This is a genomic window from Sulfuriferula sp. AH1 (assembly GCF_002162035.1).
Classification (GTDB): Bacteria; Pseudomonadota; Gammaproteobacteria; order Burkholderiales; family Sulfuriferulaceae; genus Sulfuriferula.
The window spans coordinates 279,973-306,215 of the sequence record NZ_CP021138.1; the positions used below are offsets into that span (position 1 = coordinate 279,973).

Consider the following 26,243-nt stretch of genomic DNA (forward strand, 5'->3'; position numbering starts at 1 on the left):
CGCTGAATCACGTACAGGCAACATTACTTCCCGCCTCCTAGTTGTCTCAAATATTCCCATGGAAAAATCCCCCGGTCATGTCCATCGTTAAAGCTAATCTGTATGGCGTAAGATCCTACAGGCACAATCGAGAGGATGCTGATGGCTTCAGGACAGGGGATAGGGAGCATCTTGTCAGTCAGCTGCCGGCAAGTCGTGCAGCGACAGGCACGCCGCAGTTCCGCATCTTTCAAGTGGCTAACCAGCCCGTCGTTCCATTTGATCTCCAATGCGCCGGAAGCCGGGAGTTGCCGTATTTCTGCAGGAGCAAAATCATTTGGCACAGCTGTTCTCCTTGTCCAGTGCCCGCACGATGGTGTGTGCAGTAAGCATGTCGCAAGATTTCCTGCTTGAATCGAGTGCCTGGTCTTCCAGCAGATAAGTTAACCACAGATTGCTCACTTTTTCCTGCACGCTGTTTTGACCCTGGCGGGCCTTGAGATTGTTGAAATCTACCGCAAATAGCGGCTGGTGCTGATTGAAACACGAAAACACCACGCCTGTCGGTAATTTTGTCTCAGGGTCCCGATGCTGACACAGGCACTGCGCGCAGACTTCTTTCATCATGCACTGCATCGGGCTATTCACTGCCACCAGCGCCTTGAGCTGCGGTTTCAGCAGATGGCGGAAGACAGTACGCAAAGCGCTGGAAATGCGTTCCATCGCAGCAGGATGGTCGGATATCAGCAGCGTATCGGTGAGTGGAAGCCAGTCAGAGTGAGCTCCTTGAATTTCCAGACAGGCGCTGATAAAGGCATCTACACCCAGCATAAAGCAGCTGTCCTGGGCGCGCTGACAATGCAGCGGGGTGCCTTCATCGAGTATCCATATGGCCTGATCGGATAGTATCTCCATGGCTGCTTGCACCGCCTGGGCTTGTTGTGCATTGCGAAAATGCCCGATAAAGATGATGCGGTTTCCTGCTGCGCGCCAGGCGGTACTGCCGTCTATCGTGCTGGTTACTGCCGAATGGCCGCCTATCACAGTGATCGTCTGATTGTCTGGCATGGGCAGGCCGGTTCCGGTTGGGCCCATCAGTATCACAGGCTGTCCCGGTGCCAGCTGACTGGCGATACGACTTGAGGCGCCGACTTTGTTAACCAGCAGTTTGATCTCCCCGGTGTGTTTATTTACGTCGATGCCGTCTATGGCCATGCCTTCCATTTGCAGCACTGTCCCGTGCAGCCGATCGGCGTCGGCATGGAAATTTTGCAGCCGGTAGATCTGTCCAGGCTGCCAATTCTGTGCGGCCTGAGGAGCCCGCACGGTGATGCTGGTTACGTTGCCGCTCAGGTGTTCTACGTGGCTTACCACCGGGCGTAGCCATAAATCCAGATTGGCCGCGAAATCTTGCCAGGCAGCATTTGCTGCTCCTGTTGCATTGGCTGATGCGCCTAAGCGTTCCTGGAACAGCGTTACAATTTCACGCGCGCCACGTTTCCCGGAAGCCATGGCCTTGACTACGCTGCCCTGAAACTGCGGGTGATTGTCGCCGTAGATGCTGATGCGCAGATGATCCTTCTGATAGGAAGTCAGGAACCCGATATCCTCGCTTTTGCAGTTGCCCTGGGCGGCCGTTCTGCGCAAGCTCGTTGCGTTAGCGTCCTGTTGGTATGTCGCAAAATATTTGTCGTCCATCTCGAACACGCCAGGGTGTTCCCGATTGTAAACTGTGTTGGGGCTGCTGCCAGCGGCGATGAACACCGAGCGTGCGGGAAGGGTGATTTGTTCTTCACTGTGGGACCAGCTGCCTGTGGCGTCCTTGACCATGTGCTGAAACAGCATGCCGGTAACGTGGTCTGTGGCATCCAGTATGGCTTCCACAGGATCCAGTCCTTCCGCGTAAAAGATGCCTTCCTGCAAGGCTTTCTCGATTTCCTCGTGATTGCGCAGGTAAGCAGGCGATTCGTTCATCGCCCGGCGGTAAACGACGGTCACACCTCCCCACGCCTGCAGCAACGGTGCAAAATCCGGCACTTCACCAGCCAATGTTGCACGTGCACGCTCCGCTCGTACCAGGTTGCCGTGCGCCAGATATTCGGTGAGGATATCCTGTTCGACAGTGCTGAGGCTGAGTTCCCATTTTCCGGCTGCGGCCAGTAGTTCATAACGTTCCAGCAGTTTTTCAACTTGCATGATGTAGTACGCCTGCACTTCGGTTGCGGTATCGATTGCGCTGAGTCCGCCGCCTATGACCAGCGCCGGCAGCCGTACCTGAAGGTTGGCCAGACTGTCTTTCTTCGAGGCCCCGGTAAGTTGCAGACCCATCAGAAAATCGCTGGCCTGACGGATGCCGTGCGCCAGATTGTTCCTGATCGGAATCACGGTAGGTTTGCCAGCCCCTGTAGCTAGCGCAATGTGCTCGAATCCCAGTGCCCAGGCATCGTCTATGGTCATGGTGCCGCCGAAACGCACGCCGCCGTAAACGCGGAAATATTGATTGCGGGCCAGGGTCAGGTAAACCAGTTTGAGGAAATTCTTGTCCCAGCGTACGGTGATGCCATATTCGGCCACTCCGCCGAATCCGCTCATGACGCGCTCATCCAGCGCCTCATTCAATTCGCCGACATGTTCGATAGGGGTGGGGATTCTATCGCGCGATCCTGTCCAGGCCTCGTCCAGCGGTTCGATTTTCAGGCCGTCGATGGCGACGACGCCAAACCCGGCCTGTAACAGGTGGTATGACAGATTGAACCCTGCCGGCCCGGCACCGACGCACAGAATCCGGGTGCCGTGGTGCGGCAGCGCATATGGGCGGCTCCGGTTGAGCGGATTCCAGCGAGTCAGCAGATAGTATATTTCGAAACCCCAGCTCCAGTTCAGCACATCGGTGAGTATCCGCGTCTCGATTTGCGGGATATCGACCGCATCCTGCTTCTGGTAAATGCAGCCTTTCATGCAGTCGTTGCAGATGCGGTTGCCGGTAGCCGGTACCAGGGGGTTGTCTATCATGATGACTGCCAGTGCACCCAGCGTATAGGCGTCGAGTTTCAGCGTGTGCGCTTCCGAGATGCGTTCTTCCAGCGGACAACCGGTTAGCTCCACGCCCAGCGAATTGGTGCGGAATCCGCCATTTTCCTTGTCCGGGAAACCCTTGGAACAGAAATCGCCTTCGTGGCTATGACAGTAGACGCAGTAATGTACGTGATCCATCGCTTCGCGTAAATTGTAGCGCGGGTCGGTCAGGCCAAAGCCGTCGCGGCGCCTTTGCCGCTCCGGCAGACCGGCCACCCGCCCTGCCGTATCGTCAGCCATGGGCACGGTCGGCACCAGCTGCATATATTCGATTTTGTGCGGCAGCTTGAAACTGACCCAACCGGCGACATGTTGCCTGCCTTCCGCAGTGTTGTATGCGGCATAGGCCCATTCTTCCAGCAGCGCCAGTGTGTCGTCCGCGCCTGATTCAACCGCCAGTACCCAGAGCCGGGCGACGCCCAGCTCGCGGTCGAGTGGATGCTGTGCGCCCAACTTTTGTTCCAGCAGTTCGTTCAGCAGCGCGAAAGGGCGTGTGGGGGCGCGTTTGCGGCGAACACGCGATTTGATGAATTTTTCCTTGAATGCGTGAATCGGCTCATCGAGCAATTGCTGGTGTCTTAATTGATTGCGTGCTGTTTCGACATCGAAGGCGCTGACCAGAAAATCTTCCAGCTGGCGCGCCACTGCGATCAGCAAGTCGGATTCGGCGACGGCATGCAGTTCCGCGCCGTTTCGATAGTCCTGAAATTGTGTGGCCAACGCGGCATCATGGTTGTCCAGGAAACGCATGAACAGCGCATCCAGCACCGGCAAGCGTTCTGCTGCGTATATATCCCCATATTTGAATCCGGGTAATTTCAATTCGAATGCTGTCATCGCTGTCCTCACTTAAATCGATAGCTGTTTACTCGGCATGTCGGCTTATCATTGATTGGCAATCATGACAGGACATGTCATAACAAGTTGCGTATGGCTAAAGCCAGGCATGATGGCCTGGCTTTATATCGGCTCGGTTAGATCAGTTCCGCCACACCTTGCGGGCCTACTTCCATGCCAAATCCACCCATGCCTTCTTTCAGGTCGCCGCCCATGGCCTTGAAACTTTCTTCGCGGATAAGCGCATGCAGCTCTCGTTTCAGCAGAAGAAACTCGTGTGAAGTCATCATTTCCGGGACGCGTGGCCGCGGCAGCGGCACTTCTATCTCGGCCTTGATACGACCGGGTCTGGCCGTCATCACATAGACCTTGTCGGAGAGGAAGATGGATTCGTCGATATCGTGGGTGATGAACAGCACCGAGAGGCGGAAGCGTTGCCACATGTTGGTGAGGATTTGTTGCATGACGACGCGGGTCTGCGCATCCAGTGCGCCGAAAGGCTCGTCCATCAGCAGTACCTGCGGGCTGGTTGCCAGCGCACGCACAATGCCGACGCGCTGCTTCATGCCGCCGGACAGCTGCTCCGGATAGTGGTTTTCGAATGCGAGCAGTCCGGCCAGTCCGAGCAGAGTGCGTGCCGCCGTTTCGCGCTCGCTGCTGCTGCGGCCCTGCATCTTCAGGCCGAACTCCACGTTCTTGCGCACGGTCATCCAGGGAAACAGCGAGTACTGCTGAAAGACCATGCCGCGTTCGGCACCGGGCCCGGATACTTCCTTGCCATCGACCTGTACGCTGCCGCCGGAGCGTTTGACAAATCCGGCCAAGACATTCAGCAGCGTGGATTTGCCGCAGCCGGACGGGCCAAGTATGGAGACGAATTCGCCAGGTTTCACATCTATGCTGACGTCATTGACGGCATCGACCAGATTTGCGCCTTTGCCGAAACGGACGTCGAGATTGCGGATTTCTATGTTGCCCTTGTCTGCTTTCATGCCCTGTTGCTCCCGTTTTGGTTGGCCCATGGCATGATCAGGCGGCCCGCCCAGCGTATTGCCGTGCTGCAAGCCAGCCCGAGGAAACCGATGACGATCATGCCGATGACGATATCCGCATACTGAATCAGCGAATATGCTTCCCAGGTAAAATAGCCAATGCCGAATTGACCGGAAATCATTTCGGCGGCGATTAAGGAAACCCACGCTACGCCCATACCCACCGACAAGCCGTTGAAGATTTGCGGCAGCGTGGCAGGCAGTATTATTTGCCGTAACAGAGCCGGTTCTTTCGCCCCCAGACAGCGTGCGGCGCGTATCAGCACAGGATCGATGCTGGTGACGCCATGCACGGTGCTGAGCAGAATCGGGAAAAACGACCCGAGAAACGTGATGAAGACGATGCTGCCCTCGTTGGTTGGCCATAGCATGATCGCGATGGGTACCCACGCAATGGCCGGAATAGGCCGGAGGATTTCAAGCACGGGAAACATGAGCTGCCGGGCCAGACGATAGCGGCCGATAATCAGTCCTAATGCGATCCCCATTGCCATCGCGACGCTGAAGCCCAGCAGTATCCTGCGCAGACTGATCAGCATGTTGGAGTAGAAGCTGTCGCTTTTGCCTAATCTCAGCAGCTCGCTGAATACGTCCTGAGGGGCGGGAATATTGGTAAAGCGAATATAGAAATCCAGCCGGTATTTCACTGCCAGATACCAGGCTGCAATGAACAGGGCGATGGAAGCCAGCGCCAGCACCGCAGAGCCGAGATTGCGCCGGATAGTACCTGCCGTCTGTCGCCAGACGGCCTGGCCTGGTCCGGTCTGGGGGATTGGCATATCCGGCTGTGTGGCGATGACGCTACCCTGATCATTTGCCGGCATTAGTGCCGGCTCCAGCGTGTTGGCGGCATCATGCGGTGCTTTGCCGTAGTTGCTCAACTCTGCGGTTTGCATCATTATCTCCCTGCGTTAGCTGCCGCGAGTACTTCGGCGTAATCCGCTACCTTGCCGCCATGCGCGGCGGCATAGGCAGTGGCATCCTTTTTCAGCAGGAACGGTACGATGGAGGGATGCTTGGGCTGCTTGGCATCCAGCGCGTAGAACGCCTTGTCGGCAAACAGTTTGATGCCGTATGTTTTGTCGAACAGGTAGGCCACATCAATCTTCTTGCCTTCGGATGCCGCTTTCTTCACCGCAGCCAATGTGCAGTTCGGGGAGCTGTAAGCCGTAATCGCGCCGTTTTCTATCCACACCTCACCGCCTGCTCTGGGATCCTTGATCTGTGTCTTGCACAAGGGATCCATGCCGCCGATTTCATAGCCGGCAAAGCTCGCCTTCTGTTTGTCGTAATCCAGCCCCATCTCCTTGTAAGCTTCGCGGATATAAGTCTCGTTAACCCAGGCGTCAGCGTCAAATTGCTTGACCTTGCCCAGACGTTGCAGCACACCGGTGTCGTATTTGATGGTCTGTATCCATTTCGGCTTGATAGTGGGATCCAGCGTATGGATGCCGCTTGGTCCAAGAAAGATGTAGGCCACTTCTTTTTCTATCTTGGTCCAGTCCTGAATCTTCTCGGCGGCCAGTTTCGGATTGCTGCGTACCCAGTTGTTAGCTTCCAGCAAGGCTTTCAGATAAGCAACGACGACTTCAGGGTATTTGTCCGCAAAATCCTTGCGCACCACGATGCCGTGCATGGTGGGTACCCTGGTCTCGACGCCGTCGAAAATCTTGCGAGCGAAACCCCGATAGGGCAGCAGTTCGGCGAAAGGCACGAAATCCGCGTGTGCATCGATCTTGCCTTCCTGCAGGTTGGTCGTGCCGACTTCAGGACTCTGGCTGGACAGTTGCCAGAAGTCATCTTTCCAGCCGCGGTCTTCCATCGCTTTCAACAACATGCCATGTGCTGCGGAACCGAACGGCACCGATATGTTCTTGCCTTTCAGGTCCGAGAGCTGATAGTAAGGGGAATCCTTGCGCACGACGACGCCATTGCCGGCACCATCCTTGTTGTACGCAATAATGGCAATCAACTCGCTCTTGGTGTCGTTGCTGTTCTGGAAGGTGGCGCCATTCACCAGAAGCGGATAGTCGCCCATCATGCCGATCTGCAGCTTGTTGGCGATCATGCCGTTAGTGACGGGTGGGCCGGAGGTGAAATTCTGCCAATCGACCTGGAACTGTATATCCTTGTATTTACCGGTTTTCGGCAGGTATTTATCCAGCAGTTTCAGTTCCTTGATGACAATGCCGGCGGTGACCGTATTGGTCGTGGTGTTCTGGATGCCAATGCCGAGGTTTACCACTTCAGCATGAGCCTGCAAGCTCAGGAATGCAGATGACACCAATGCCGCAGATGCGAGCAGGGTTCTAAGAAGTGATACCGAAGTTTTGCTTGTTGATAGCCGCGTAGTCACAATTGGTACTCCTTTTAAAAGCATTAAGTGAGTTACAAGTTTTAAATAGTAATTTCCATCCCTGACGGGTATTGTTAATAACAACCTTCTTATTTAATCTTTATCCTCTTGTAACCGTCCATCTGCGTGACCGGTCGCTTCATCTTGCTGCTTATCAGGCTGTCTGCAAATACTGGAATTTTTCCTTCACACTCATCCATTCGTCGGCATCTGCAGGCGCGTCCGATCTGGCGTTGATAATTGGCCATGACTGGCATAGTTCCTGATTCAGGCTGATGTATTTCCCATACTCCGGCGGCAAATTTTCCACTGCGTAAATTGCACCGGCAGGACATTCGTCAACACACAGCGAACAGTCGATGCAGACGTCCGGGTCGATCACCAGGAAATTGGGCCCTTCATGAAAACAATCTACCGGGCACACTTCCACACAGTCGGTGTATTTGCAGCGTATGCAGGATTCAGTAACGATATAAGTCATGGCATTTTCCTTCTTGATAATCCGGGCCGGCGGCCTATTGTGTAATCTGGCTGATGGCCAGTTTGGTCAACTTGCGCACATCGGGATCGGGGTCTTCCAGTGCTTTTTCCAGCGCAGGCAGCGCACTCGGATCGCCGATTTCACCAAGCGCAACAGCGGCTTCCTTGCGCAGGTTGCTGACGCTGTGAAACAGCGCGTCAGCCAGTACCGGCACTGCTGTGCTGCTCTTGAGTTTGCCGAGGCTGCGTGCGGCCTTGATCCTGACCTGCCAGTAGTCGTCGCGCATGGCGTCGATCAGCTGGGGTATGGTCTCGGTTGCCCGCAGTTTGCCTAGCGTCATTACCGCTTCTTCCCTAACTTGCCAGGATGGATCGTTCAAGACTTTGATCAATGCCGGAAAGACTGCTGCAGGCTGCGGCGCAAATCCAAGCGCGCCTACGGCGATACGCCTGACTTCGGCATCGTGATCTTCTGTGGCAACCTGGGTCAGCGGCTCCAGCGCTTGCGGATCGCGCAAGTAGCCAAGCACGCCAACGGCGGCCTGACGCACTTCGGCGTGTGTGTCGGTGATGGCGGCCAGAGCCGGGGCGAGACTGCCTTGCACCCTGAGTTCCCGCAGTGCCCGGAAAATCGCCGCTTTGGCGTGACCGCTGGCGGCTGCAAGCGCGCCAAGCAAGGTTTGCCCAAGGTCGCGGTCTTTCAATTCGCCTAGCGATAATGCTGCAGCAGCGCAAACTTTGGGGTCGCTGTCGGCCAGAATACCGAGCAAAGCTGTCACCACTTCCTCGCTTTCGTATCCTTCCAGCGCGGCTGCAGCTTCGGCGCGTACATTGCCGTCGACATCCTTCAGCGCATCGATGAGCAACGGGACAGCCAGTGCTTCGTCTTCGCTGTCGACGAGATCCATCAGCGCTATGCGTCTGATTTCAGGATCGGTGTCGGTCAATCGCGCATTCAATTGCACGGCTATAGTGTCCTGAGCGGTTATGGTGGTCATGTCTGATTTCCCCGTTTAACGTAACAAATATGGAATGTCCACATGCACCGCGCCGGTCGGGCAGTCCTTTTCGCAGGGCATGCAATACCAGCATTCATCAAATTTCATGTATGCGCTGCCTTTGGCAAGATCAATTGCCAGCACATCGAGCGGACATACGTCCACGCATACCGTGCAGCCCTTATCGGCAATACATTTTTCTTCATCCACTGTGACGGGCACAGTCATACGATTCAGTGCATAGGTCATGACATCTCTCCTTGGATTAAGCAGCCACCGGTTCTTTTGCGATCCGCAGCTTCTGGTAAGCGGTTTTTTCCTCGTCATCCAGAGGCACGATGTAGGGGTCGATAGGCCGGGTGAAGCAGGACATGTTGCCGTTCGCATCCTTTTTGACCTGAACGTGGACGAACCAGTCGGCGTCGTTTTTCTCCGGGTAGTCGACGCGATAGTGGTACAGCCCCCATCGGCTTTCCTTGCGGAACAGCGAGGCTTGCGCAGCCATTTCGGCGCAATCCAGAATGGCGTGTATCTCCATGGCGCGCATTAGCTCGTGCGGATTGCTGGCGCTCAGTCTGGCCAGATCTTCGCGAATCTCTGCGAAACGCCGCAGGCCGAGTTCCATCTTGCGCGTGACTTTGGGTGGCTGCAGATAGTCGTTCACCATCCGCCGCAGCTTGTATTCGACCTGATTGGGCGGGAGTCCATCGGTAACATGCAAAGGCGCCCAGACCCGGTTCCGCTCCTGCTCGACTTGTGCGTTGTCAACTGGCGGCAATGCATGGCTGGCGCAGTATTCCGCCGCGCTTTCGCCAGCCAGTTTGCCATAGACGAATGCGCCCAACATGTAGTTATGCGGCACGCACGCCAGATCGCCGGCAGCGTATAACCCGGGCACGGTGGTTTCTGCGTGCTCATTGACCCAGACGCCGGATGCGCTGTGGCCGCTGCACAATCCGATTTCGGAAATGTGCATTTCCACCATGCCATCCCGATAGTTGAGTCCGCGGCCTTCGTGAAAGCGTCCGCGGCTTGGCCGTTCGTTGGTATGCAGAATTTCTTCGATAGTGGAAATGGTTTCTTCGGCCAGGTGATTCATTTTCAGGAATACCGGGCCATTGCCGCCCTCAAGCTCCTTGTAGAATTCCATCATCATCTGTCCGCTCCAGTAATCGCATTCGATGAAGCGATCGCCGTGCGCATTGGCGGTGTAGCCGCCAAACGGGCCGGTGACATAAGCACAGGATGGGCCGTTATAGTCCTTGATCAGCGGATTGATCTGATAGCACTCGATACCGGAGAGTTCGGCACCGGCGTGATATGCCAGACTGTAACCGTCACCGGCATTGGTGGGATTTTCATACGTGCCGAACAGATAACCGGAAGTTGGCATGCCCAGCCGTCCTGCTGCGCCGGTTGCCAGAATCACGGTCTTGGTGCGGATCACGTAGAAATCGGCAGTGCGGCTGTCCACGGCCATGGCCCCGGCGATGGCGCCGTTTTCATCGAGCAGGAGCCGGGTGGCCATCAGCCGGTTGGATATGTCGACCCGGCGTTTCTTCAGTTGCCGGTACAACACTTTCTTCATGTTGTGTCCTTCCGGCATCGGCAATACATAGGTGCCGATGTGATGGACTTTTTTGACGGCGTAGTCGCCCGTTTCGTCCTTCTCGAACTTCACTCCCCAGCTGTCCAGTTCCTGGATCATCGAAAAGCTGCTGGTGGCATATTGCATCACGGTTTTCTGGTTGACGATGCCATCGTTCGCGACTGTGATTTCCTTGACGTACTGCTCGGGCGTGGCGTGTCCGGGAATGACGGCATTGTTGAGGCCGTCCATGCCCATGGAAATTGCGCCGCTGCGTTTCACGTTGGCCTTTTCCAATACCAGTACACGCAGTGCAGGATTCTTTTCCTTGGCCTTGGCTGCGGCCATCGGCCCGGCGGTACCGCCGCCGATAACCAGTACATCTACTTCCATTTCGATGGTGTTCATCAAGTTTTCTCCTTGTCTCAAATGAATCGAGGTTAAATGCGGCCGCGCTCAACGCGAAGCCGATACTGGAAAGCATCCCCACGGTAGTACAGGTATTCGAAGTCGAGAGGCTGGTTGTCCGTGGTAAAGGTCAGGCGCTCAATGCGCAGAACGGGTGCTCCTTCTTCCAGCTGGATCAGCCTGCCCAGAGACTCGTCTGCTAGCATGGCTTCGATCTGCAGTTCGGCCTGTCCCAGTGAATAGCCGTAGTCATTTTCCAGAATCAGGAAAATGTCGCGATGTGCAAGATCTTCCTTGATCAGGCGTTCGCCTATGGTGCGCGGCAGATAACTGACATCCAGCGAAATTGGTGCGCGATTCAGGTAACGTACCCGGCGGATTTCGGACACCATATCGTTTTCTGCCAAATGCAGCTTCTTGGCCACTATTTTGTCGGCGGGCACGATCTTGAAGCTGACGACCTGAGAGAAGGTTTCGTAGCCCATGGACGCCATGGCCTCGCCAAATCCCTGCAACTTTCCTAGGTTCTGAAATGCCTTGGGTTGCGACACGTAAGTGCCTTTGCCATGAATTTTGAAGATCAGGCCTTCTTTCTGCAGATGTCCCAGCGCTTGCCTGACCGTAATCCGGCTGACGTCAAAGGAGCGTATCAGATCGCTTTCCGAAGGCATTTGCTCATGCGCCTTGTACGTGCCATCGAGAATGCGGGTTCTCAATATCTCCTTGATCTGCGTGTACAGCGGTACAGGTGAAAGAGGCAGTACGGTTTTCTTTTTGGATTCCATTTGGCGTAACTCCAATGCATATGCTTACTTGTTATGACAAGATGCAATAAGCAAGTCGTATGCCAGCAAATAAATCCCCCGGTGTTAATTTTTAACTAATTGATATTTAATAATATATTTAAATTTTTCGGGTATTTGAAAGGGGCGTTTTCAGGCACTGGAATTGTGCATGTCAGACCTGCGGTGCACAAAACAGGAGCTGCAAAACAAATCCGGCAGCAGTCTGAAACGTTACGAATGGATGCACTTCTACCGGTTCTGCAAGTGCATGGTTTTTTGCGGTTTTTTATCTTTGGCAGCCTCATGTCCTATGGCTTCGCTGCATCCAGGCTTGCAATGCTGTCAGGGTATTGTCATAAAAACTGCATTGACAGTAATTGCCTAGGCACCTATATTGTAAATAGTCATTTTATACAGCAAAGCGAATCCCATGAATGACGAACAACATGTGTTTTATTGCGAAGAAAGCTATACCCCCGGCGAGTCGGTAGGCTATTTGCTGCGCGGTGCATGGCAATCGCTGCTCAAGAATATCGATACCGAGATGCAGTTGCTGGATCTGACCGGAATGCAGTGGGGGCCGCTGTTGCTGATAGGCAAGGGCTGTTGCGACACGGTGGCGACGTGTGCACGGGCGAGTTACAGCGATAGCGGAGCGATGACGCGGATGCTGGATCGGCTGGAGGCCAAAGGTCTGCTGTGCCGGGTACGCAGCGTGGCCGACCGGCGCGTAGTGAATCTGGCGCTGACCGATGCCGGACGGGAAGTTACCCGGCAGATACCGGCGCATCTGATCAAGGTTCTCAATCAGCATCTGCAAGGTTTTAGCGAGGATGAATTTGAGCTGTTCAAGAACATGTTGCGGCGTTTTACCGAGAACGGAAATGCCCCTGCGAGTACATCATGAATTTATTGGCCAAGGTGCATAAGCTGTCTGTGATCGGCGTGCTGCTGACAGTGGCGGGCTGCGCGAATTTTTCCGGCATCGAATCGCAATCGACCATGCTGGTGCCGCAGTCGTTGCATGCGAATAACAGTCAGGCTGATGCTGCTGCATTCCCGCAACAGCAATGGTGGCAGACGTTCGGCGACCCGCAACTGAATGCGCTGATCGAACAGGCCATTGCACAGAATCCGAATCTGAAAATCGCGCAAAGCCGTATGCGCGAAGCGCAGGCTGCCATCGCCAGCGCGGACAGCGCGCGTTATCCGCAAGTGAATGCGTCAGCGCAATCGACGCGTGAGCGCTTGAGCGCGAACAGCATTTATCCGCCGCCGCTGGGCGGCAGCACGGTGTCGATGAATTCGGCTACCGTCTCGGCATCATGGCAATTCGACTGGTTCGGCAAGCAGCGCGCTGCATTGGACGCCGCAATCGGCCAGTCGCGCGCTGCACAGGCGGACAGGCAGGCGGCGCAGGTCATGCTGGCGGCCAACGTGGCACAGCAGTATTTCGGTTTGGCGCGTCTGCAGGCGCAGCAGGGTGTCAAGCTGAAATTATTGCAAAACGCTGAACAAAATGCGCAATTGGTTAATCAACGTGTATTGGCCGGACTGGATAGCGCATTGTCGTTGCATCAGGCGCAGGCCGAGGTGCCGCAGTTGCGTCGCGATCTGGCTGCGCTGGACGAGCAGATTGCGCTTGTGCGTTATGCGCTGGCGGTGCTGGTCGGCGCCGAACCGGACGCTGCCGCGCAAGTAACGGCGCATTTGCCGGCAGATATTCAGGTGCAGCCGCCTGAACGCATCCCTGCCGAATTGCTCGGACACCGCGCCGATGTGGTTGCGGCGCGCTGGCGGGTGGAGAGCGAGTTGCAGGGCGTACGCGAGGCGCGGGCGGATTTTTATCCCAATATCAATTTGAGCGCGTTCGCGGGCTTTGAAGCGATCGGTCTCGCGCAATGGTTGCAAGCGGATAGCCGCACGGTCGGTGCCGGACCAGCCATCAGTCTGCCGATATTCGATGCAGGGCGTTTGCGCGGGCAATTGCAGGGGCGCACCGCGCGGGCAGATGCGGCGATAGAAAGCTATAACGCGACGGTGTTGAGCGCGTTGCGCGAGACAGCGGATCAACTGTCGTCATGGAAAATGCTGCAAACCCAGCTGCAGGAACAGAGGGCGGCAATGGCGCAGGTGGATGCGGCCTATGAGCTCGCGCTGGCGCGGTATCGGGACGGATTGACCAATTATCTGACTGTGCTGATCGCGGCAAATGCCGTCATGCAGCAACACAGTACGCTGGTCGATCTGCAAACCCGGCTCTGTGACGTGGATGCAGGGCTGATGCTGGCGCTGGGCGGAGGTTATGTCCCATCGCCAGAGGATATGAAAATTTCGAAAACTGCGATTGAAAATGCAGCCAAGGTAGCGAAATGAGCGAACAAAAATCTCCCCAGTCAGGCGCATCTGCGCCTGCCACTAATTCCGTTGCACGCAAGAAATGGATGCTGGTGCTGACGATGCTGATTTTGGCAGCGGCAGTGGCTTATGCCATCCACTGGTACGTGCATGATCGTAATTTCGAATACAGCGACGATGCCTATGTCGCTGCCGATATCGTGCAGCTTACCCCTCAGGTGGCGGGCACCGTGGTGGCCATCGCAGTCAATGAGACCGACTCTGTGCGGGCCGGAGAAGTGCTGGTGCGGCTGGATGACACCAACGCGCAGGTGGCATTGCGTGAGGCGGAAGCGCAACTCGCGCAGACCGTACGCGAAGTGCGCACGACCTATGCGGCCAACAACAGCCTGACTGCAACGATCGCGCAACATCGGGCCGAGCTGGAACAGGCGCGCGCGGATATGGCGAATGCGCAGGCCGATCTGGCGCGCAGACAGCGTCTGGCCGGAACCGGCGCAGTGTCGCAGGAAGAGCTGCAGCACGCGCAAACCGCTGTCGAAGCCGCGCATAGCCGGGTCGCTGCCGATACTGCCGCAATGACTAACGCCAGGGAGCAGTTGCAGACCAATCAGGCACTGACCGGCGGCACTTCAGTGCGCAATCATCCCAAGGTGCTGGCAGCTGCGGTAAAGGTGCAGCAGGCCTATCTTGATCTGCAGCGCGTGTCGATCCTGGCGCCGGTGGATGGCTATATCGGCAAGCGCAGTGTGCAGCTTGGGCAGCGCGTGGCTATCGGTGCGCCGCTGATGACGATCGTGCCGCTGAATCAGGTCTGGGTCGATGCCAATTACAAGGAAGCGCAGTTGCGGCGTATCCGCATCGGCCAGCCGGTAGCGCTGACGGCGGACGTGTATGGCGACAAGGTCGAATATCATGGCCGTGTCGCAGGCATCGGTTCGGGTACGGGTGCGGCATTCGCATTGTTGCCGGCACAGAATGCGACCGGCAACTGGATCAAGGTGGTGCAGCGTGTGCCGGTGCGGATCGCGCTCGATGCCAAAGAAGTCGTGGTGCACCCGTTGCGTGTGGGCATGTCGATGGAAGCGAGCGTGGATTTATCCCGGCAGGGCGGCCCCGTACTGGCAAATCCTGCATCGCGCGGTATCGCATCGCAAACCGGCGTCTATGCAGGCAATAACCGCGCTGTGGATGTGCTGATTGACAAGATTATCAGCGCGAATCTGGGCGAGCATCCGCAAAAAGTGGTCAAACTCTAGCAGGAACGCGTATGGCTATTCCTCCCCAGTCCATGCCGGCTTCACCGCCGCCGTTGCACGGCTTCATGCTGGTGCTGGCCAGCATGGCGCTGGCACTGGCGACGTTCATGAACGTGCTGGACGTATCGATCGCCAATGTGTCGATACAGGCACTGTCCGGCGACCTCGGCGTGAGCACCAGTCAGGGCACCTGGGTGATTACTTCGTTTGCCGTAGCGAATGCGATCGCGGTACCGCTGACCGGATTTCTCACGCAGCGTTTTGGTGCAGTGCGGCTGTTCGTGTCCAGCATCATATTGTTTGTGATCGCATCCTGGCTGTGCGGCATGTCCACCAGCCTGGGCATGCTCATCGTGTTCCGGGTAATCCAGGGCGCAGTGGCGGGGCCGATGATCCCGTTGTCGCAGTCGTTGCTGCTGTCCAGTTATCCCAAGGAAAAAACCGGTCTGGCATTGACCATCTGGTCGATGACTACGCTGGTGGCGCCGGTAGCCGGGCCGCTGCTGGGCGGATGGATCACCGATAACATTTCCTGGCCGTGGATTTTCTATATCAACATCCCTATCGGTCTGCTCGCGGCAGGCGTTACTTGGGCGTTGTATCGCCATCGGGAGACGCCGCGACGCAAGGTGCCGATCGATTATGTCGGGCTGGGCTTGCTCATTGTCTGGGTAGGCGCGCTGCAAATCCTGCTGGATAAAGGTAATGAGCTGGACTGGTTTAACTCCAGCCAGATCATCGCGCTGGCTATCGTGTCAGCAGTCAGCTTCTGTTTCTTTCTGGTGTGGGAGTTGACTGATGCGCATCCGGTGGTGGATCTGAGTCTGTTCCGCCGGCGTAATTTCTGGTCGGGAACGCTGGCGCTGGCAATCGCTTACGGCGTATTTTTCGGTAATGTGGTGATGTTGCCGCTGTGGTTGCAGCAGGATATGGGCTATACCGCCACACTGGCGGGTGCGGTGCTGGCACCGGTTGGCCTGCTGGCGATCATGCTGTCGCCACTGGTGGGAAAGAATATCGGCAAGTACGATCCGCGCTGGTTCGCGACGCTGGCATTTGTGGTGTTTGCGCTGGTGGTGTGGATGCGTTCGCAGTTTACGGTGCAGACCGATCTCGCCACCATCATGATACCGTCGCTGATCCAGGGTATCGCCATGGCAACGTTCTTCGTGCCGCTGGTGACGCTGATTTTTTCCGGGCTAACGCCGGATAAAATCCCGGCTGCATCGGGTCTGTCGAATTTTGCACGCATCATGGCGGGCGGTTTTGGTGCTTCCATTTTTACCAGTGTCTGGGGTAACCGGACAGCCGCGCATCATGCCGTGCTGGCGGAGCATATCAATTACGCCAGCCCGGCGACCCAGGCCGCGATCAAAACGCTGACGGACACGGGTATGAGCGAACAACAGGCGTTAGCGCGGATTAACGGTCTGATCGAGCAGCAGGCGTCAACTATGGCGGCGGATGATCTGGCGTGGATCTCGGCAATATTGTTCATCGTGCTGATCGTGCTGATCTGGCTGGCACGTCCCATTAAAGCGGCACCCAAAGCGGCAGAATCTGCCGGTGCACATTGATTAAACGGAATATCAAACTAAACTGATCCAACCGGCCTTGTCGGCAATGCCCGGACGCAAATGCGGACGAAATTGCGGCATATTCAGCCAAAATTCATATGCTGTTCATTTATCTGTTTTATCGGATAGTAGAATACATTTTTTGAATTTACCGGAGTGAACTGATGAAAACTAAAGCCGCAATTGCATGGAAAGCCGGTGCGCCGCTGACGATAGAAGAAGTTGATCTCGAAGGACCGAAAGCCGGTGAAGTGCTGGTGGAAATCAAGGCTACCGGCATCTGTCACACTGATTATTACACCTTGTCCGGCGCTGATCCGGAAGGCCTGTTTCCGGCTATCCTCGGCCACGAAGGTGCGGGTGTCGTGGTCGAAGTCGGTCCGGGGGTAAAGTCGCTGAAAAAAGACGACCATGTTATTCCGCTGTATACCCCGGAATGCCGCGAGTGCAAATTCTGCCTGTCGCGCAAGACCAATCTGTGCCAGGCTATCCGCTCTACTCAGGGCCGCGGCCTGATGCCGGACGGCACTTCGCGCTTCTCTATCGACGGCAAGCCGATTTTCCATTACATGGGCACCTCGACCTTCTCCAATTACATCGTGGTACCGGAAATCGCGCTGGCCAAAATCCGCGAAGATGCGCCGTTTGACAAGGCCTGCTACATTGGTTGCGGCGTTACTACCGGTGTCGGCGCAGTGGTGTTCTCTGCCAAAGTGGAAGCCGGTGCTAATGTGGTGGTGTTCGGCCTGGGCGGCATTGGTCTCAACGTGATCCAGGCGGCGAAGATGGTCGGTGCCAACAAGATCATCGGTGTGGATATTAATCCGCGCCGCATCGAAATGGCACGCAAGTTCGGCATGACCGATTTCGTCAATCCGAATGAAATCGCCAATGTCGTTGATCATATCGTGCAGCTGACCGATGGCGGTGCCGATTATTCATTCGAGTGCATCGGCAATATCACTACCATGCGTCAGGCACTGGAATGCTGTCACAAGGGCTGGGGTCAATCGTTCATTATCGGCGTTGCCGCCGCCGGCGAAGAAATCAGCACCCGTCCATTCCAGCTGGTAACCGGTCGCGAATGGAAAGGCTCGGCCTTCGGCGGTGCACGCGGCCGTACCGATGTGCCCAAGATCGTCGACTGGTACATGGACGGCAAACTGAATATCGACGACCTGATCACGCATACCCTGCCGCTGGAGCGTATCAACGAGGGGTTCGACTTGATGAAGAGCGGTGAATCCATCCGTTCCGTGGTGCTGTATTGAGCGGGGGCGTCATGCTGGAACTGATCAGCGAGCATGCGTGTTTCGGCGGCGTACAACGCTTCTATCGCCACGATTCCGTAGCTGTCGGCTTGACGATGCGGTTTTCGGTATTCCTGCCGCCGCAGGCGCAGCAAGGCAAAGTGCCGGCGCTGTTTTATCTGGCGGGGCTGACCTGTAGCGAAGAAACCTTCATGATCAAGGCCGGCGCGCAGCGCGTTGCCGCGCAGCTGGGCATGATGCTGATCGCGCCGGATACCAGCCCGCGCGGTGCCAATGTGGCAGGCGAGACCGACAACTGGGATCTGGGTGTCGGCGCGGGTTTCTATGTCGATGCGACAGCAGCGCCGTGGAACCGGCATTACCGCATGTACAGTTACATACTGGAATTGCATGAGCTGATGGTGCGTGAATTTCCGGTACAGGCTGGCAGCATTGGCATTGCCGGGCATTCGATGGGCGGGCATGGTGCGCTGGTGCTGGCGTTGCGTAATCCGGCACTGTTCAAAACAGTATCGGCATTTGCGCCGGTGTGTGCGCCGAGCCGGTGCCCGTGGGGAGTAAAGGCTTTTTCCGCCTATCTGGGCAGTGAGCAGGCGGACTGGCTGCAGTATGATGCCAGTGCGCTGATGGCAAACAGCAAGACGCCATTTCCTGGTGGTATTCTGATCGATCAGGGTTTAAGCGACAAATTCCTGCTTGATCAGCTGTTCCCTGAAGCATTCGAAGCCGCCTGTCAGCAAGCACAACAACCGCTGGAACTGCGCAGGCACGCTGGTTACGATCACGGCTATTACTTCATTTCCACCTTTGTCGAAACGCATCTGCTGTTTCACTATCGAAAACTGAATGGTGAGGCGCGCTAACAGCCTGATTCTGTAGTTTATGTCGTTGTGGAGAAACGCTCACGGTATACCTTGGGCGTTACCCCTATCTTTTTCTGAAATACCCGCCGCATTTTTTCTTCGGTGCTAAAACCGGTCTGCACCGCGATCACTTTCAGCGGCGAGGTATTTTCCTCCAGCAACCGTCGGGCTGCTTCAAAACGTGCGCCTTCAATAAACTCTGCCGGGCTTTCGCCGGTTTCGCGATGAAACACGCGGGCAAAATTGCGTTCGCTCATCGCCAGGCGGGCTGCCAGTCTGGAGATACCCAGGTCCTCGGCCAGATGTGACATGATCCAGTTTTGCAATTCGCGGATGGTGGGATGGGTGGTCATCTGGCTGGCAAGATGGACGCTGAACTGGGATTGGCCACCCGGCCGTTTCAGATAGATCACCAGGTCGCGCGCCACTTCGAGCGCGATTTCGCGGCCAAAATCCTCTTCCACGATCGCCAGCGCCAGATCCATGCCGGCAGTGACGCCGGCGGAAGTCCAGATATTGCCTTCATGGATGAAGATGGCGTCAGCATCGACTTGTATCCTGGGGTATTTTTTGCGCAGGCGTTCCGCAAAACTCCAGTGGGTGGTGGCGCGGCGTCCATCGAGCGCGCCGCCTTCAGCCAGAAAGAAACTGCCGGTACATAAAGCCGCCAGCTGCTGCATTCTGGATGCTGCCTGTACGACCCAGGCGATGATTTCGGGCGAGTCCTGTAATGCCTGTTCAATATCAGGCGAACCGACGATCAGCGCGAGATCCGGTAATGCGTGCATGCTGATCGTTTTGGTTGCCTGTAACGACATCAGCGTATCGGACGGGATCATGCCGATGCGGGTCGAAGCGATGGTGACTGCATAACCGCCGTTCAGCTTGCGCTGCTGCAAACAGCTGTTGGCGTAGTCGAAAACCTTCAGCGGCCCTATGGCTTCCAGCGCTTTGAAGCCGGGATAGACGATGATGTCGACGGTGCGTAGTCGGCTGGACGGCATGGCGTTGCTCATAGGGCGATGACCGGCGTTGGCAGGGGTTAATCACAGGCAAGGAGTGGGTCGATGTTAGCATCGACAGCGATTTGCTGCCAGACATGCTGCAGCTCATTCGTTGCGACGGTCTCAATAATGAGTACATAAGATTTTTTAATTTGGTGCTTGCATTTAGTTCTTGTTAGAACTATATTTGTACTAACAAGAACTAAATAGGTGATATATGCCATGCCCAACACTCCGGTTTTATCCTTGATTCGCGAACTGGCCAGCTGCTATCAGGCGTTCGAAGCGTATTCATTGCAGCAGATTCGTGGCTTCGGCTTGACTGCATGTCAATTCGACATCATTGCCACACTGGGAAATACGTCTGGTCTGAGTTTCAGTGACCTTGGCAGCAGGACGCTGATTACCAAAGGCACGCTGACTGGCGTGGTGGACAGGCTGACAGAAAAGGATCTGGTGCGACGTATCGCCGACCCTGACGATGGTCGCCGGCAGATTGTGATGCTGACGGAAAAGGGGGAAGCCCTGTTTGCCGATATCTTTCCGCGGCACGTGCAATATCTGAAGGAGGCGCTTGCAACACTGAGCGCAGAAGAAATCAGGCAGACGCAGTTGATGCTGCAACGCCTGGGGGGTGTGTTTACTGATAAAAAGGAGACAGCATGAATACGCGTTATACACATACCGCAATCCTATTGCACTGGCTGATGGCGGCACTGATCGTGGTGAACTTTCCGTTGGGGGTGTACATGAGTGATTTGCCGCTGTCGCCGCATAAATTGCAGCTGTATGCCTATCACAAATGGACCGGAATCGTGGTCTTGACGTTGCTGCTGCTGCGCGTGTTGTGGCGCGTGACGCATCGGCCTCCGGCAATGGTAGCGGGTATGCCGCGCTGGCAGGAATTGAGTGCGCACTGGGTGCATCTGGGATTGTACGGTCTGCTGCTGGCAGTACCGCTGTCAGGCTGGCTGATGAGTTCGGCACTGGGTTTTCAGGTCATGCTGTTCGGCGTGTTGCCGCTGCCGGATCTGATTGCGGCGAACAAGGCGCTCGGCCAGCAGCTGAAAGAAGTGCATGAGATACTTAATTACACTTTGCTGGGATTTGTCATCCTGCATGCGGGTGCTGCGCTGCAACACCATTTTATTCTGCGCGACAGTACGTTGGGTCGCATGTTGCCCTGGATAGGAGAACGCAAATGAAAATAATCGCTGCATTGTTGCTTGCTGCGGCAGCCGGTCAAGTCTCGGCGGCTACTTTCAACACCCCGGTCGCCAATAAAAGCGCCGTGACGTTCGTTTCCAAACAGATGGGGGTCGCGGTCAATGGCGGTTTCGGCAAATTCACCAGCCAGATCAGTTTTGATCCGGCCCGGCCGGAAACAGGCAAGGCGCAGATTGATGTGGTGCTCGCCAGCATCGATACCGGCAGCGGCGAGGCTAATGACGAGATCAAGAGCAAATCCTGGTTCGACGTCAAGGATTATCCAGTAGCGACTTTCGTTTCCAGCAGCCTGAAGATAGTGGGTGGAAACCGTTATCAGGCGACCGGCAAGCTCACCATCAAGGGGCGGACGCGTGATGTGGTCGTGCCGTTCACCGCCACCCCGGCAGGCTTCAATCTGGTGCTGGATGGCGCTATCCCCATCTCGCGCGCGCAATACGGCATAGGCGAAGGTGCCTGGGCCGATCCGTCGGTGGTGGCCGATGAAGTGCAAGTCCGTTTCCATTTCACCCTCGGTGCAGGGAAGTAGCAAGCACTGCCAACTGTTCATTTTTTAATTCAAGGAGCATGACATGAAACACAGTCTCATCGTTTTATCTTTATCCGCAGTGATGGTGAGCAGCGCGTATGCCGCTGCTGACAGTTACACCATAGACCCGCATCATGCGTTTCCGATTTTTGAAGTGAGCCACCTGGGATTCACTACCCAGCGCGGGCGTTTTGACGAGACCAGCGGAAAAGTGACGCTGGATATGGCCGCCAAGACCGGCAGCGTGGATCTGACCATCAATACCAAATCGCTGGATATGGGCTTTCCGCAATGGAACGAGCATGTTTCCGAAGGTTTCTTCCATCCTGAAAAATTCCCTACCATGACCTACAAGTCCACCAAGCTGATCTTCAGCGGTGACAAGGTCGTGGGCGCAGATGGCGAATTTACCTTGCTGGGCGTGACCAAGCCGCTGCATGTCACGGTGAGCGGATTCCGCTGCGCGGTTAACCCGATGAACAAGAAACCGCTGTGCGCGGGCGATGTCAGCGCGATATTCAAGCGTTCCGACTACGGCATGATGACGTACCTGCCGGCTATCGGCGACGACATCAGGATCAATGTGCCGATTGAAGCCTACAAGGATTAATTGCGTCCGGCCTGATCCTTTTGCGCCAGGGGGCCTCATGCACTCTGGCGCAACTCCATGTTAGGATAGCTCATCCTGGTCTTGGGGTGTTCCTATGCGACATAAAAAGCACGCACATAAATCGGGCATGCCGCCTGGCACACTGATATATGCGGCGGATAAACCTGCGCTGCAGGATGCGAAAATCACGCTGTTCGATTTCGATGAGCAGCATGTGACCGAAAGCGTTGTCGACGATATTGCAGCATGCGTATCGTTTGCCAATGCGCAAACGGTGACCTGGATCAATGTCGATGATGTACAGGTACAAGGCGTGCTGGAAGCTTTCGGCAAGGCATTGGGCTTTCATCCGCTGATGCTGGAAGATATTCTGCATACCGATCAACGTCCCAAGTATGAGGATTACGGCGAATACATTTTCCTTGTGCTCAAAATGCTGGATTTTGACGCCGGTAAAAGCGAAATCGTCATCGAACAATTAAGTCTGGTACTGGGCGAAAATTACATCATCTCGTTTCAGGAACGGCCAGGCGACATGTTCGATTCCTTGCGCGAGCGCATACGCAAAAACGCGAGCCGCATCCGCAAATCAAAGGCGGATTACACCGCCTATGCGTTGATGGATTCCGTGGTGGACCGCTATTTCGATGTGCTGGACAAGATCGGCGACCGGATAGAATCGCTGGAATCGCTGCTGGCTAAAAACCCCAGGCCCGACACCTTGCGCAATATTCACAAATTGCGTCAGGAGCTGATCTTTCTGCGCAAATCCGTATGGCCGCTGCGCGACGTGGTCGCCTCCATGCAGCGCGCCGAATCGCCATTGATACATGAAAGCACCGAGCTGTATCTGCGCGACCTGCATGACCATGTGATCCGTGTGACGGACAGCATCGACACTTACCGGGATATGCTGTCGAGCATGCAGGATGTGTACCTGTCCAGTATCAGCAATCGCACCAATGAGATCATGAAAGTGCTCACGCTGTTTTCCAGTATCTTTTTACCGCTCACCTTCATTGTTGGCGTGTTCGGAATGAACTTTCGCAACTTTCCCGAGCTGGACTGGCCGTACGGTTTGCAAGGCACGATGCTGCTGATGGCGGTGATCGGAGTGGGTATGTATCTGTTCTTTAAATCCAGGAAATGGATATAGAAACAGAGAGTATTCGGGTTTATGAATTGGGATTCAAGCTCGAAAAACTGATTTCTATCCAAATATTGACAGTAAATACTGGTTCTTAATATTTTTCTGTTACAAATTGGCAAAAGATTGCTGTAGAATTCATGCCGATGTGTTGAACATCACATAATAAAGGCAAACCTGTGCGAAAGCCAGGGACGCAAAGTTTTCGGTCTAACGGGTATGACCCCAGGATAGCGAGACTGCTGAAGGTGTACCAAGGTACGCCACTTCCGCATTCCCCAATACCTGTTGCTCCCCCCAAAGACCTGATTCAAAGATGTATTGCCTCTGGCTCGCGAGGCGGACGTGCAGTTATTGCACGCTGTATTTTTTAAGAAAAATAATCATGGATGATTTCGCCCTGAATTTTGGGACTGGCATAGGAATCTTTAATAAGCAGAATAAATCGAACATTTAAAAATCGGTTTATTCAATCGATTGTGAAACATGATTTGCTGGATGTAAGGGGGTGACAATGCAAAACAATATATACGCCGATGGCGACTCACAGAATACCGCGGGCTACGAGTTTCTGGCATTTACGCTGAGCAACGAAGAATACGGTATCGATATCCTGAAAGTGCAGGAAATCCGCGGTTATGAAAACCCGACGAGAATTGCCAATGCGCCGGATTTTATCAAAGGTGTCATTAATCTGCGCGGCCTGATCGTCCCGATAGTGGATATGCGCATTAAATTTAATCTGGGTGAGGCCGAATATAATAATTTGACCGTCGTGATCATTTTGAATATCGGCGGCCGTGTTGTCGGGATGGTGGTAGACAGCGTGTCTGACGTCATTACACTCAGCCCCGAACAAATCAAGCCGGCGCCAGCGATGACCAGTGTCCTGGACACCGCCTACTTGACCGGTTTGGGGACGGTGGATGATCGCATGCTGATACTCGTCGACATCGATAAATTGATGTCTGGCAGTGAAATGGGATTGTTGGCCGAGATGGCCGCCGGATAGAAATCAGGTTCGAGCAATTCTGGCAGCTCGATGGTTCAGTGCGACGTGTATGCAAATGCAGCTAATGGTTAGCAAACAGGACGCCATCCTGTTGTATAACAGGTTTAAACAAGGAAGAAAATGTTAAAGAACATCAGAATTAAAACGCTGCTGATAAGCGTAATTGGTTTCCTGTCGCTGCTGCTGATCGCAATCGGCAGTTTTGGGCTATACAATCAGGCCTCTACCAATGAATCCCTGAGAACGGTATATGAAGACCGAACGGTTGCGCTCGGGCAACTGGATAAAGTGGTCAGGGGTCTGATAAGCAGTCGCTTGTCGATTGCCAATGCCATCATCGAACCGGACGAGGCCAATATCCGGAAACGGATTGCCGAGCTGGAGGGATTTATCAATCTGGTTGACAAGAACTGGAGCGCTTATCAGGCGACTTCTCAAACGCCTGACGAGAAGAAATTGGCAGACAAGCTGAATGAAGCGCGCAATAAATTTCTCAGTGAAGGGTTGCAGCCAGCATTGGCGGCTCTCAAGAATAATAATGTAGAAGAAGCAAAACGCCTTACGGTGACGGTATTGCGTCCTGATTTCGAGCCGGTAAGAGAGAACGTCAATAATCTGATCAAGCTCCAGCTCGACATTGCCAAAGCGGAATACGACAAATCGCAGCAGGCTTACAGCATGAGCAAATACATCGCCATCAGCGCCATCGCGCTGGGCGTATTGCTCGCAGCGTTCTTCGGCATGTTCCTGATCCGCGCCATCTCCCGTCCGCTGGAAGAAGCGATACAGGTCGCCAGTAACGTGGCTGCGGGTGACCTGACCCAGCAAATCGAAATTGACTCGGCCAATGAATTCGGCCGGTTATTGCAGGCATTGAAAAACATGAATGCGAGCCTGGTCGATATCGTCGGCGAAGTTCGTAACGGTACCGAATCCATCGCCTCGGCGTCAGGCCAGATCGCCGCCGGCAACCTTGACCTCTCCAATCGCACCGAATCCCAGGCCAGCTCGCTGGAGGAAACTGCCTCGGCGATGGAAGAGCTCACCAGTACCGTCAGACAGAATGCCGACAATGCCCGTCAGGCAAACCAGCTTGCTGAAACCGCTTCCGAAGTGGCCGGCAAGGGCGGTGCCGTAGTGTCCGATGTCGTTAACACCATGAGTGCGATCAACGACTCGGCACGCAAGATCGCCGACATAATCGGCGTTATCGACGGCATCGCCTTCCAGACCAACATCCTCGCGCTCAACGCCGCTGTCGAGGCGGCACGGGCAGGCGAACAGGGACGCGGTTTTGCGGTGGTGGCCACCGAAGTGCGCAGCCTGGCCCAGCGCAGTGCGGCGGCAGCCAAGGAGATCAAGCTGCTGATAGACGATTCGGTGGATAAGGTCGAGCAAGGCAACAAGCAGGCGGCGCAGGCCGGCACGACGATGAGCGAAGTGGTGTCCAGCGTACAGCGTGTGACCGACATCATGAGCGAGATCAGTGCTGCCAGCCGCGAGCAGAGTCAGGGTATCGAGGAAATCAACCAGGCCGTTACCCAGATGGATGAAGCTACCCAGCAGAATGCGGCGCTGGTCGAGGAAGCCGCCGCCGCTGCCAAATCCCTGCAGGATCAGGCAGGGCATCTGGAGGAACTGGTCAACCGGTTCAAATTAAATGATACACAGCACCGCGCTCAACCGCCGCGCGTGCCCATGAAAACGATAGCCGGCGGTCGGCCGGCGGCTTCTGCCCCCAGAACCTCCGGTAAATCGTTGCCCCAAACGCAAAAAATGATTGCAGCAAAAGCAGCCAGTGACGAGGAATGGGAAGAGTTCTAAGCAA

The 26,243-nt window shown here is 55.3% G+C and carries 24 protein-coding genes and 1 riboswitch; of the genes, 13 read left to right on the forward strand and 11 right to left on the reverse strand.

The features are described from left to right. Positions 1–23 precede the first annotated feature (23 nt). The 10 genes from CAP31_RS01495 to CAP31_RS01540 form a co-directional block, all read right to left on the reverse strand. Positions 24–323, reverse strand: coding sequence for a DUF971 domain-containing protein (locus CAP31_RS01495; RefSeq protein WP_189836629.1), 300 nt, complete (start codon positions 321–323; stop codon positions 24–26). After that, positions 313–3,891: an FAD-dependent oxidoreductase gene (locus CAP31_RS01500; RefSeq protein WP_087445918.1), complete on the reverse strand. Its 3,579-nt coding sequence runs from the start codon at positions 3,889–3,891 to the stop codon at positions 313–315. Before CAP31_RS01500 ends, CAP31_RS01495 begins: the two co-directional genes overlap by 11 nt. 137 nt (positions 3,892–4,028) lie before the next feature. Continuing rightward, complete coding sequence (locus tag CAP31_RS01505; RefSeq protein WP_087445919.1) at positions 4,029–4,883, reverse strand: ABC transporter ATP-binding protein; 855 nt, start codon at positions 4,881–4,883, stop codon at positions 4,029–4,031. Then, entirely contained in the window at positions 4,880–5,842 is a 963-nt protein-coding gene (locus CAP31_RS01510; RefSeq protein WP_223247323.1) for an ABC transporter permease, read from the reverse strand. Before CAP31_RS01510 ends, CAP31_RS01505 begins: the two co-directional genes overlap by 4 nt. Beyond that, on the reverse strand, positions 5,842–7,299 hold the full coding sequence (locus tag CAP31_RS01515) for an ABC transporter substrate-binding protein (RefSeq protein ID WP_223247324.1): 1,458 nt from the start codon (positions 7,297–7,299) through the stop codon (positions 5,842–5,844). Before CAP31_RS01515 ends, CAP31_RS01510 begins: the two co-directional genes overlap by 1 nt. A gap of 154 nt (positions 7,300–7,453) precedes the next feature. Beyond that, complete coding sequence (gene fdxA / locus CAP31_RS01520) at positions 7,454–7,780, reverse strand: ferredoxin FdxA (RefSeq protein WP_087445921.1); 327 nt, start codon at positions 7,778–7,780, stop codon at positions 7,454–7,456. A gap of 34 nt (positions 7,781–7,814) precedes the next feature. Beyond that, the gene (locus CAP31_RS01525; protein WP_087445922.1) at positions 7,815–8,777 is read right to left on the reverse strand and encodes a HEAT repeat domain-containing protein; all 963 of its coding nucleotides are present in this window, start codon (positions 8,775–8,777) and stop codon (positions 7,815–7,817) included. A 15-nt stretch (positions 8,778–8,792) separates the two neighbouring features. Further along, a complete protein-coding gene (locus CAP31_RS01530) occupies positions 8,793–9,026 on the reverse strand; it encodes a ferredoxin family protein (protein ID WP_087445923.1) in 234 nt (77 codons plus the stop codon). A 16-nt stretch (positions 9,027–9,042) separates the two neighbouring features. Beyond that, complete coding sequence (locus tag CAP31_RS01535) at positions 9,043–10,773, reverse strand: fumarate reductase/succinate dehydrogenase flavoprotein subunit (protein WP_087445924.1); 1,731 nt, start codon at positions 10,771–10,773, stop codon at positions 9,043–9,045. Positions 10,774–10,805: 32 nt separating this feature from the next. Continuing rightward, positions 10,806–11,558, reverse strand: a complete 753-nt coding sequence (locus CAP31_RS01540) for a GntR family transcriptional regulator (RefSeq protein ID WP_087445925.1) — start codon at positions 11,556–11,558, stop codon at positions 10,806–10,808. 430 nt (positions 11,559–11,988) lie between these two features. Between CAP31_RS01540 and CAP31_RS01550 the strand changes: the two genes are divergently transcribed. The 6 genes from CAP31_RS01550 to fghA all read left to right on the forward strand — a co-directional run bounded on the left by CAP31_RS01550 (position 11,989) and on the right by fghA (position 18,886). Further along, a complete protein-coding gene (locus tag CAP31_RS01550) occupies positions 11,989–12,465 on the forward strand; it encodes a MarR family winged helix-turn-helix transcriptional regulator (RefSeq protein WP_087445927.1) in 477 nt (158 codons plus the stop codon). Continuing rightward, positions 12,462–13,934 (forward strand): efflux transporter outer membrane subunit, encoded by a 1,473-nt coding sequence (locus tag CAP31_RS01555; RefSeq protein WP_087445928.1) that lies wholly within the window; start codon positions 12,462–12,464, stop codon positions 13,932–13,934. Before CAP31_RS01550 ends, CAP31_RS01555 begins: the two co-directional genes overlap by 4 nt. Continuing rightward, entirely contained in the window at positions 13,931–15,175 is a 1,245-nt protein-coding gene (locus tag CAP31_RS01560) for an HlyD family efflux transporter periplasmic adaptor subunit (RefSeq protein WP_087445929.1), read from the forward strand. Before CAP31_RS01555 ends, CAP31_RS01560 begins: the two co-directional genes overlap by 4 nt. Positions 15,176–15,186: 11 nt before the next feature. Then, positions 15,187–16,752 carry a DHA2 family efflux MFS transporter permease subunit gene (locus CAP31_RS01565; protein ID WP_087445930.1) on the forward strand — a complete coding sequence of 522 codons (1,566 nt, stop codon included), beginning with the start codon at positions 15,187–15,189 and terminating at the stop codon, positions 16,750–16,752. Between the two features lie 164 nt (positions 16,753–16,916). Continuing rightward, the gene (locus CAP31_RS01570) at positions 16,917–18,023 is read left to right on the forward strand and encodes an S-(hydroxymethyl)glutathione dehydrogenase/class III alcohol dehydrogenase (RefSeq protein WP_087445931.1); all 1,107 of its coding nucleotides are present in this window, start codon (positions 16,917–16,919) and stop codon (positions 18,021–18,023) included. Between the two features lie 14 nt (positions 18,024–18,037). After that, positions 18,038–18,886 carry an S-formylglutathione hydrolase gene (fghA, locus tag CAP31_RS01575; protein WP_189836664.1) on the forward strand — a complete coding sequence of 283 codons (849 nt, stop codon included), beginning with the start codon at positions 18,038–18,040 and terminating at the stop codon, positions 18,884–18,886. Between the two features lie 17 nt (positions 18,887–18,903). On the opposite strand, the gene CAP31_RS01580 is transcribed toward fghA, so the two are convergent. Then, positions 18,904–19,890, reverse strand: coding sequence for a GlxA family transcriptional regulator (locus tag CAP31_RS01580; RefSeq protein ID WP_223247325.1), 987 nt, complete (start codon positions 19,888–19,890; stop codon positions 18,904–18,906). 222 nt (positions 19,891–20,112) lie between these two features. On the opposite strand from CAP31_RS01580, the gene CAP31_RS01590 reads away from it, so the two are divergent. The 7 genes from CAP31_RS01590 (at position 20,113) to CAP31_RS01620 (ending at position 26,239) form a co-directional block, all read left to right on the forward strand. Beyond that, positions 20,113–20,556 carry a MarR family winged helix-turn-helix transcriptional regulator gene (locus CAP31_RS01590; protein ID WP_087445934.1) on the forward strand — a complete coding sequence of 148 codons (444 nt, stop codon included), beginning with the start codon at positions 20,113–20,115 and terminating at the stop codon, positions 20,554–20,556. Further along, entirely contained in the window at positions 20,553–21,095 is a 543-nt protein-coding gene (locus CAP31_RS01595; protein WP_087445935.1) for a cytochrome b, read from the forward strand. Before CAP31_RS01590 ends, CAP31_RS01595 begins: the two co-directional genes overlap by 4 nt. Continuing rightward, entirely contained in the window at positions 21,092–21,646 is a 555-nt protein-coding gene (locus CAP31_RS01600) for a YceI family protein (protein WP_087445936.1), read from the forward strand. Before CAP31_RS01595 ends, CAP31_RS01600 begins: the two co-directional genes overlap by 4 nt. A 43-nt stretch (positions 21,647–21,689) precedes the next feature. Next, a complete protein-coding gene (locus CAP31_RS01605) occupies positions 21,690–22,256 on the forward strand; it encodes a YceI family protein (protein WP_087445937.1) in 567 nt (188 codons plus the stop codon). A 94-nt stretch (positions 22,257–22,350) separates the two neighbouring features. Then, on the forward strand, positions 22,351–23,412 hold the full coding sequence (gene corA, locus CAP31_RS01610) for a magnesium/cobalt transporter CorA (RefSeq protein ID WP_087445938.1): 1,062 nt from the start codon (positions 22,351–22,353) through the stop codon (positions 23,410–23,412). 151 nt (positions 23,413–23,563) lie between these two features. Continuing rightward, a riboswitch (cyclic di-GMP riboswitch) is annotated at positions 23,564–23,650 on the forward strand. 267 nt (positions 23,651–23,917) lie between these two features. After that, entirely contained in the window at positions 23,918–24,415 is a 498-nt protein-coding gene (locus CAP31_RS01615; RefSeq protein ID WP_087445939.1) for a chemotaxis protein CheW, read from the forward strand. A 120-nt stretch (positions 24,416–24,535) separates the two neighbouring features. Next, positions 24,536–26,239 carry a methyl-accepting chemotaxis protein gene (locus tag CAP31_RS01620; RefSeq protein WP_087445940.1) on the forward strand — a complete coding sequence of 568 codons (1,704 nt, stop codon included), beginning with the start codon at positions 24,536–24,538 and terminating at the stop codon, positions 26,237–26,239. Positions 26,240–26,243: the final 4 nt, after the last annotated feature.